This is a genomic window from Alteromonas sp. MmMcT2-2, assembly GCF_022348305.1.
GTDB classification, from domain to species: Bacteria; Pseudomonadota; Gammaproteobacteria; order Enterobacterales; family Alteromonadaceae; genus Alteromonas; species Alteromonas macleodii.
This window is the reverse complement of the sequence record NZ_JAKRFA010000082.1, coordinates 1-8,748: the sequence shown is the minus strand read 5'-3', so window position 1 is coordinate 8,748 and position 8,748 is coordinate 1. Positions and strand designations below refer to the sequence as shown.

2 protein-coding genes and 4 pseudogenes are annotated in these 8,748 nt (G+C 46.2%); 2 read left to right on the top strand and 4 right to left on the bottom strand.

From position 1 onward, the window contains the following. Positions 1–88 precede the first annotated feature (88 nt). Together MHM99_RS20470 and MHM99_RS20465 are read left to right on the top strand one after the other, a co-directional pair. Positions 89–643: pseudogene (locus MHM99_RS20470) on the top strand (IS66 family transposase); the annotation flags it as partial. Between the two features lie 19 nt (positions 644–662). Next, positions 663–920 (top strand): annotated as a pseudogene (locus tag MHM99_RS20465) (integrase core domain-containing protein); the annotation flags it as partial. 159 nt (positions 921–1,079) lie between these two features. Here the strand turns inward: MHM99_RS20465 and MHM99_RS20460 are convergent. The 4 genes and pseudogenes from MHM99_RS20460 to MHM99_RS20440 all read right to left on the bottom strand — a co-directional run. After that, positions 1,080–6,293 (bottom strand): tetratricopeptide repeat protein, encoded by a 5,214-nt coding sequence (locus MHM99_RS20460; protein ID WP_187447802.1) that lies wholly within the window; start codon positions 6,291–6,293, stop codon positions 1,080–1,082. Between the two features lie 294 nt (positions 6,294–6,587). Then, positions 6,588–6,794, bottom strand: a pseudogene (locus MHM99_RS20455) (IS110 family transposase); the annotation flags it as partial. A 266-nt stretch (positions 6,795–7,060) separates the two neighbouring features. Continuing rightward, the gene (istB, locus tag MHM99_RS20445; RefSeq protein ID WP_187448069.1) at positions 7,061–7,807 is read right to left on the bottom strand and encodes an IS21-like element helper ATPase IstB; all 747 of its coding nucleotides are present in this window, start codon (positions 7,805–7,807) and stop codon (positions 7,061–7,063) included. An 8-nt stretch (positions 7,808–7,815) separates the two neighbouring features. Further along, positions 7,816–8,748: pseudogene (locus MHM99_RS20440) on the bottom strand (IS21 family transposase); the annotation flags it as partial.

Below are 8,748 nucleotides of genomic sequence, written 5' to 3'. Positions count from 1 at the left end.
GAGGGAGTTGAACCCTCTGGAATTCAACGAATAATTTTGGTTACAGCATAGTTACCTCCTTTATTCTCAGGCTTAGCCTGTCGCAAGCTGGGCCCATGCCAGACGCAAGTTCAAAGAGGCCGAAGTGGCACAAGCAAAGGCTAAAACCGGTAAAGCCAACTGAGCACTGAACCATATCCAGATGTTATACCGGATTGAAACCCGCCTCAAAGGCCAGTCAGCAAAGCAGAAGTATCAGGTCAGGCAAACCGAATCACTTCCCCTGCTCAACCAATACAAAACCTGGCTGGACAAATCGGCTTTGCAGTTACCACCCAAAACTGCACTGGGTAAAGCGCTTGGCTACAGTCTGAATCAATGGCATAAACTGGTTCGCTATGTCGATGATGGCAACCTGGCCATCGATAACAACCGCGCCGAGAGAGCCATCAAGCCCTTTGTCATTGGCAGAAAGAATTAGCTGTTCAACAACGCAACAAGCGGTGCCAATGCCAGTGCGATACTTTACAGCATCATTGAGACGGCCAAGGCCAATGGCTTAACCCCATTTGATTACATCATGCATTGTCTGGAACACTTAGCCGCATCGCCAGACAATGTCGAAGCCCTGTTGCCCTGGAATGTTAAATCGGGCAAGGTGTAGATCAGCAGACGGTTACTAAACCAAAGCGATGTCACCGCAGACAAACGGTATCTGTGAACGTTTCCATAAGACGATATTAAATGAGTTTTACCAGGTCACATTCCGCAAGAAACTGTATGGCTCATTCGAAGAACTCCAGAAAGATCTGGACGAATGGATGGATTACTACAACAATGAACGAACTCATCAGAGCAAAATGTGCTGTGGCAGAACGCCAATTGAAACATTAGTCGATGGGAAACAGATCTGGGCTGAAAAGAATTTGGCTCAAATCTAATCTGACAGCGACACCTGAAAAACGGGTAACTGTCAGATCAACTCTGAGCTAATACACGTCATAGACGGGCAAGATCTCCAGATACCAATGCAACTCGGTAACACGATAACAACTATAGTCGCTAATTTTGGCTTTTCCTAATTTTCGCTTTTAATACCTTCATAGGTAGTCATCCCACAGATCTGTGCCACTGCGATAGTCATGCAGGCCATGTTTTTCAATAATCTGGTCCGCTTTTTTGATTTTCACAGCCGCCTCATTATTTCTATCCTGATCATCAAGGAGATTAGTCCACAGCATATATAGCATCGCGTGCTGAGCTGGTACCCATTCGAGCTCCTGGTGTTCGTGAAGCTCGCTCTCAAGAATGCCTGCCAAGGTGTCCGTTTTTTCAATACGGTGTTGATTATAAGAGATGCGAACAAGCATCATCATCACGTCAGCGTATTGTTCGTTAAATGCATTGTCATTGATATCGAGATATCGCTCGGCCAATCTTTGTGCCTCATCAAGATCGTCATCGAAATCCATTTCGTTTACAACGAGGAATAACGCCATTTTAAATTTATCTTTTGTATCCTCGCGCTCATCAAGAGCAAACTTTTCCATATCCTTAACGAGTTCATAAAGTGTTTTGATCATCTCCTCTCTATCATCTTCCACGTACAGATTCGCATGACTAAAGCTTGCTCCTACCAAATGACCTGCCCATATCTCTGTACTTAACGCAGTTAGCTTTCTAATATGCTTAACCGCAAGTGACCAAAACAGTTTGTCATCACTTCGGTCGTAGATAGCCTGAAGCAGGCCGAATACCGCATTGACGCACTCCGGTATGCCTTCTTTAGTTTCAGTTAATTGCAGTCCCCAATACTTATTGAAACACACGGTGAGGTTGTTGTGTTGAGCGCCTTTTTCATCTTTCATTAAATGTTGCATATTGCCCAGCTTAACGAAAAAGTCTTCAACCTTTCGTGCGTGTTCCACTGGCGCTTTGGCAAAATACGCAAAATACGTGTCTGTATATCGCTGGTACAGGGTGATTGCTTCCTCCGTTCTTCCTGTTTGACAGTAGATGTCTCGAAGCAGACTGAGCGCAGTATGGTGGCTATCGAACGCAGCGCTATTCATTAAAAGTATATCGTCACAGTTCGAAAGTGCTTTTTCGGCGAATTTCTCGGCGCGTAACATATCTTTGGTTATACGGTAGAGCTTCGCGATTTGAAAATAGGTTTGCGCGGTGAGTGTGGACACTTCAAAAACGTCGCCTTCCTTCTCAATGATATTGAGCGCCTTTAACAGAAGATGTTCTGACTGCTCAATGTCATTGTTTTTTCTTAACACCTTGCCACTGGCAGATAAAACACTGACGTACTCCATTTCGACACCCTTGAGCATGGAGAACGTGACATCTAAAGAAGGGATAATGTCCTTTTTTACAATACTGACGGCGTTATCGATCTCTCCTTTTTCAAGCAGTGTATTTGCAAGCAAAGCAAACGATTGAAGCTTCATGTAGGCATGATAACTTTCTATCTCTTCTTGCTCATCAAGCATCGTGATGAGCTCATCAATGAGCATTTCACTTTTTTCGAACATCTTGTATCTGAGAAAAGCCGACGCACATGACAACAGTGTGTTCACGGTAGATGCAATATCACTGCGACCTGCCAACTGCTCCTCTCTGGTCAAAGAGATAAGTGATTCCGCTACCCGCACCGCGCCCTCTTTGTCACCGGTCCCTAGCAGGCATGTCATATGCATAGCTTTCACGTTGAGATAGTGACCGGGCAATTCTGCTGATTTTTCTTTCTCAGATTCAAGCAGCGGCATCACTGACTCTATGACTTGCTTTGCACTTGGCATTGCGCCGGCAAGTAGATAGCTCATTGTCAGTGTGTGTACAACCCAAGCATGGTCTTCAAGCCAGATATCGGGATTTCTTTGTTGTAAGCCATCAGTGATGGGTAGTAACTGCGTAAGCACGTCAATAGACTGAGCATTTTCTCCTGTTTTACTGCATATAGACGCGTAAAGTATTGCGGCATTAACAAAACCACCCAGCCAGGCACTTCTATTTGCATCAGCTAATTGTTTAGTTTGTTCAAACGCCTGCAAAGCAAAGGGCGCAGCTGCCTGGTAATTCAGGCCGGCTAAGTGTCCTTTTGCCATCCCAAACAAAGTCTTAACGTAGATATCTTGATGAATTTCTGGATCGCGCTGATACAGCTTTTCTGCCATCTCCATGGCTTCTTTCTGTACGGCTATTGCATGGTTTACTTGAATCTGTTTATTATAAGAATTGCCTAAGGTGTTTAGCAGTCCGATGATACGGCTATCTTTTTCGTCGACAGATAGTTGAGTGTTATTTTCCACCATATTGCGTGCGCGCTGATACAGTGCTTTCACATCCTCATGCCTACCAAGAAAATGACAGACATCCATCTTACCTTCTGTGATATCAATGGATGCCTGCTCCAAGTTAAACTCCTCACCAAAAATCATGGCGACGTTTTCTTGTTTTTCATCGCTACTTTCTAGCACGTTGCAAAGCTTCTCAACTTCATCAAACACTTCTAATGACTCGCTATACCTGTTCATATTTCCCAGAATCACGGCAAGTCCGTACGTGATATGTATTCTTTCATGAATAAACATACCAAATGTGTCATGGGCAAATTGCAGCAGCGCGCTCAGCGACTTGGTGAGGTAAATTGTTTTTTGATATGTCCGTGTCGTCGCATCATGTGTTAACTCGATGTTTTCAATTTGCTGATGAAGGTATTGAGCAATGACGGCAATACATTCACCGATGATCTTCTTATCTGATGTACCCAGCGTATCTTTTAGCACATTCAGACAACTTTGACGCAAAAAGGTGGTATACAGATTGTGCGTAAAGGTATGCATGTCTTCGTTTCTGACACGTTTGACAATCTCCAGCACCTCTTCAAGGATCTGATAATGTTCGGTGGATAAATGCCGTTCGGGCTGCTTTTTTAACATGTTAATAAGCGGCGCCAATTCAGGGTGCGCGGTTTCATCCAGGCCCCTCAGATGCGCAATAACATCGTCAACTAACTGTGAACTAAACGGCGCGGAAATCATGGATGCGATCTGCAGCGTAAAATTAGCGATATCCCCGAAATCGCCCAAGTACTGCATTAGGATATGAAGCCGCTCTTCCATGACCGCATAGGACGATAACGTAAAGCCTATGTTTGCATCCTGCTTCATCTCATCCTGGGCAAACGCATCATTGTAGGCGTCCTTAAGCTGCCCAAATACAGTATCAATGCAGCTTTGAAACGCTGACGCCGGAATGTTGTTTATTGAATACTGGCCGCGGGTGGTTTCAATAAATAACGGCGTAACATCCTTATCCTGATAAAAACCTTTATCGCTTAAAAGATTAAGCGTTTCTATCGCAAACAACGTGTTCACATGCTCATTATCGCGTTCATTGAGCTGTGCAATTAATGCGCTGCTGATAGGGGAGACATCACGTTTATCCGGGTTACTGAACACCGCTTCAATCAGTGACGTCAGCGTGCCTCGAGCCATCCCCTTAATATTGGTCTCATAGCACGTTGTCGACACATCATCTTCTGTCAGTCCGAATAGCGACAGCAATGCGCGTGTAAAGGGACGAGTCTCATGCTGGTCGCTCGTCTTTTTTCTTAACAACGCGGCATCCGCTTGTCGACAGGTCCCCACAAACTCAATACTGTAACGCGGCATTAGCCACTCAGTAATAAACTCGGCAGTCAGCTCATCTATCCACTGGATATCATCAATGACCAACATGATTGGCATCGTTTTCGCGTCGGGATGGATTTCCCTGGTCAGTCGCTTCAGCTTCGACAGCGCCGCTAACAGTCTTTCAAACTGCTGCTCCTTTTCAGATTTATTTTCCTTTTTTATTGACTCACCTATCGCGTTCGCGTAGCGGTCCATGGACAGTCTGTTTTTTGCTGACTTAGCCGCATCAAAGAGGGTGCCGTAGTGCGTTGCTGAGGCAATCGACTTTGCCAGTGCGTGAACGTTATCGCTGCTGACTGAGCCTTTGGTGAAGATCTCTTTGATGTTATCGCCGACATCGCGAAATTCATCAATTTTGTTCTTTACCACCTTATAGAGGAAGCTGTTATGCGCATCGTAATACTCGGTTAACCTCAGCGCTTCGCGCTGTATCGACTGCAGCAGTGATGCCAACCCTGTATTTTGTGACTGGTGACCGATTTGATTAAGCAGGCGTAACCGTATCTGTGCAGTATCCTTTTTATCATCATAGTCAGAGAGTCTACTGATATGTTGGTTTGCCAACGCCGTTTTACCAGCCCCTGGCTCACCGCTTATCAGTTCCCAATGATGGGCGATGTCGCTGCGATTTATCACACTTTCCATATACGCATGGTGGCGCTGACTGAGCGACGCAAGCTCGTCATGTCGCCCCACAAAAACAGATGAATTCACCGCGGGTGTCGGGATGTTGGTGCCGGGTTTTTCAAGCATGCCGTAGCGCTGCACCATATGACGCAGTCGGATTATAAGGCTTCCTTGTTTTGAAGCGTCATCGGTCTTATCGAACGGTTGGTGATGGGTATAGTTAAATACAATGGATACCGGAAAGGTTTCGCCCTGTAATTTTTTATCTTTGGCATGGGATAACATCAATGAGCACAGCGCCAAGGACGCGACATCAAGACTAAACGGATCGTTTATCACAATCAGTTTTGGCGCACCTATTCCCAATACTTCAATCAGCTTGACGATGTATTGCATCGCTTCATGTGGCGTTGACACATCCGGAGCGCTGGAAGCCAACTCCAGTAATTGTTTTCTGGCGTCGTGACTTAAAAACAGCTCCATTCCTTTGACGTTCGTCGCGTCTGTGCCTTCGATTGCTTCCAATGACTTGTCGCCGGCCGCATTGACCAGCTCCGCTTCCGCGCGGGAGGAGATAAAGTCGGTGATCTTGCTGCCAATGCCATCAACCAGTTCGTTGACCGTATTAGAGATCGCATCTGAAATACTGCTGTTTACCAGCTCAGATAGCCCCATTGTCGACACATGAATGGCAAGTTTTAATGCAGCATCAATGGATGCACGTTGCTTCAAATCTGCGCCGACTAACGCGTAGATCTGAGACATTAACTGATTAGGCTGATCTGCTTTGGCATCGACACGAATGACATTGGTTTGCCTGTCAGTGAGTTTTTCATCAAAGACATCGCGGCATACAGCATATTCATCAAACGCCTCATTGTGACGTCTCATTGCCTCAACATGCCGTTTATAGACTTCGATGAGTAATGTCGTCTCAGTGGCTTCGTTAAGATCTCTTATAAAATCCTGATGAATATTTTCCACAATGCATCCTCGTTGTACTTTGATTACAGGTAAGTGTCGTATACGACCTTACTTTACAAAAATGTATGGTCCGCCTCGTTATTGCAATAATAAACTTCGATAACGGGGTTGGTTATGCGCTAATGTATTCGGAGTCTGATTAGGCGCTTTCGCAACCCGCTCCACGATGAGATCCGCGCTGGATTATCCTCAAAAAAGGCCAAAGCTTCTGTAAGCTGTTTTTTGTGTCAGGTTTTTATCCAGTGGTTCTACCGTTTTCGTCATCACTTTTATCATTGCAAACCCGTTGCTGTTAAACGCCTGCCTCGTCTTCATGACCACCCATGCGATTCGGGCGAGCTTATTCGCCAAAGCGACGGTAACAACGTTGAATGGCTTTGTAGCGCGTAAGTTCATCAGCCACTCACCATAGACTTTTCCTGTCTTGTAGGGTCGTGACATCACCGCCCTAGCTGCATGAATAAACAAGGCTCGAAGCTCTTTATAACCTCGCTTACAAATGTCAGTTCGGCTTTATCAAAGCACGCTATAAAGGGCTGACGAAAAATGACTCACAGTTAGCCATGCTATTCACCTTGGCGAACCTGTTTAAAGTAGACCAGATGTTACGACGACAGCCAAGATCTGTCTGAAACCAGGGAATAGCCCGGATGAGGGGCGAAATTAGGCCTAAAACGGCAGTATATTGTGCGTATTTCGGTGAATCCGATCGGTCGTTTCGGTTTTATCCGATCACTTTTTCTTCTTCTTTTTCGTCCTTGCCAGTTTTACCTTAAGTGATCGGATTGGTCTAGTTTTCTCATTGATTCGCCAGCCAGTTCAATTCGATGACTGTTGTGCAGTAAACGGTCGAGTAATGCATCTGCCACAGTGGGGTTGCTGATGAGTTTGTACCATTCGGTAACGGGCAGTTGGCTTGCTATGATAGTGCTGGTGTTTTGATAGCGCTCTTCCATTACATCGAGTAAGTCATTAGCTTGTCGTGCATTTAGTTTTTCCATGCCCCAGTCATCCAAGATGAGTAGCTTTTTCTTAGCCAGTTGCGCAAGCTGTTGTCGGTAACTGCCATCGGCGTGGCCGATATTCAGCTCATCAAGAAGTTGCCCAAGTCGGTAATATCGCACTGTATGATGCTGCTCACAGGCTTGCCTGGCTAATGCGCAAGCGAAGTACGTTTTACCGCACCCCGTTGCACCAGTAACGATAATGTTGTGGGCGTGATGTAAGTATTGGCCGCTTAATAGTGTGGCGACTTTATCTTTTCGTAAACCGCGCTCTGCACGGTATTCCAATCGGCTGGCGTGAGCTTCTAAGCGCAAGGTTGCTTGGCGCAGTAAACGCTTCACTTTGCTGTCTTGACGACAGTGAATTTCGTGCTGTGCCAGTAATCCCAAGCGTTCCTCGAAGCTCATCTCATCAAAGGTTGTCGCTTGGCTTTGTTGTTGCAGTAACGCTTGAGCGAAGTGCCCAAGCCGTAAGCTACGCAGTTGCTCTTGTAGTTGAGATTGTGTCATGAGTTATCCTATTGATAGTAATGTTGGCCGCGGATATTGTGGTGGGTAACAGGTTGTTCATCTTGCTCGACCGCCGTGCTCGGTACACTTTCTTGGTGATGTTTGAGTAAGTTCATTACTACGCTTCTGTGCGGGCGTTCTAGCAGCAATGCCTTTTGGCAAGCGGCTTCCAGCCGCGCAGCACCATGTTGTTTAGTGAGGTTTAGGATAGCTAGGCAGCTTTTAATCGCTTGCTCTGGGTGTTGTCGGCTATGGATGTGCCACTGCACGACACCGCGCGTACCCACACCGATATTCTCGGCCCAGTGCAGTAAGCGCTCTGCACTGAAGCGTTGTTTTACATGGCTATCGGGCATGTGTTCTTTCTGGGTTGAGAAGCCACCGTCTTTTGCTGATTTAGCGTGCTGTGTCACCAGTTGATTGTGATGATATATGCTGACCACACTGCCACTCGCCTCGATGGTCACCGTGTTACCCACTAAGATGTGCGGTACAGAGTAAGCGTGTTTTTGATACAACACATGGTAATCAGGCCCCACCTTCGCCCGTTTACTGTCGATATACTCATACGTAGTCCCAGGTAGTGCCATCAAGGCGGGCTTATCGAGCAGTTCAAACTGCTCACGACGAGAGCCTGGATGTAAGCGCTGCGGCCGATTATTTAACTCTTCCATTAACACTTTGATACGTGCGTTAAGGCCCGCTAAAGTGTAAAAGCACTCCCGTCGTAATCGCATTAATATCCAGCGTTCAACAATCAGTACCGCATTTTCAGCTTTGGCTTTATCCTTGGGTTTGTAAGGTCGTGCAGGCACAATGGCGCAGCCATAATGCCGCGCCATTTTTGCGTAGTTTTCATTCAGTGTGGGCGCGTAACGGTGGGCTTTGGTAACGGCTGACTTCAGGTTATCCGGCACAAGTAAACGGGGGACACCGCCAAG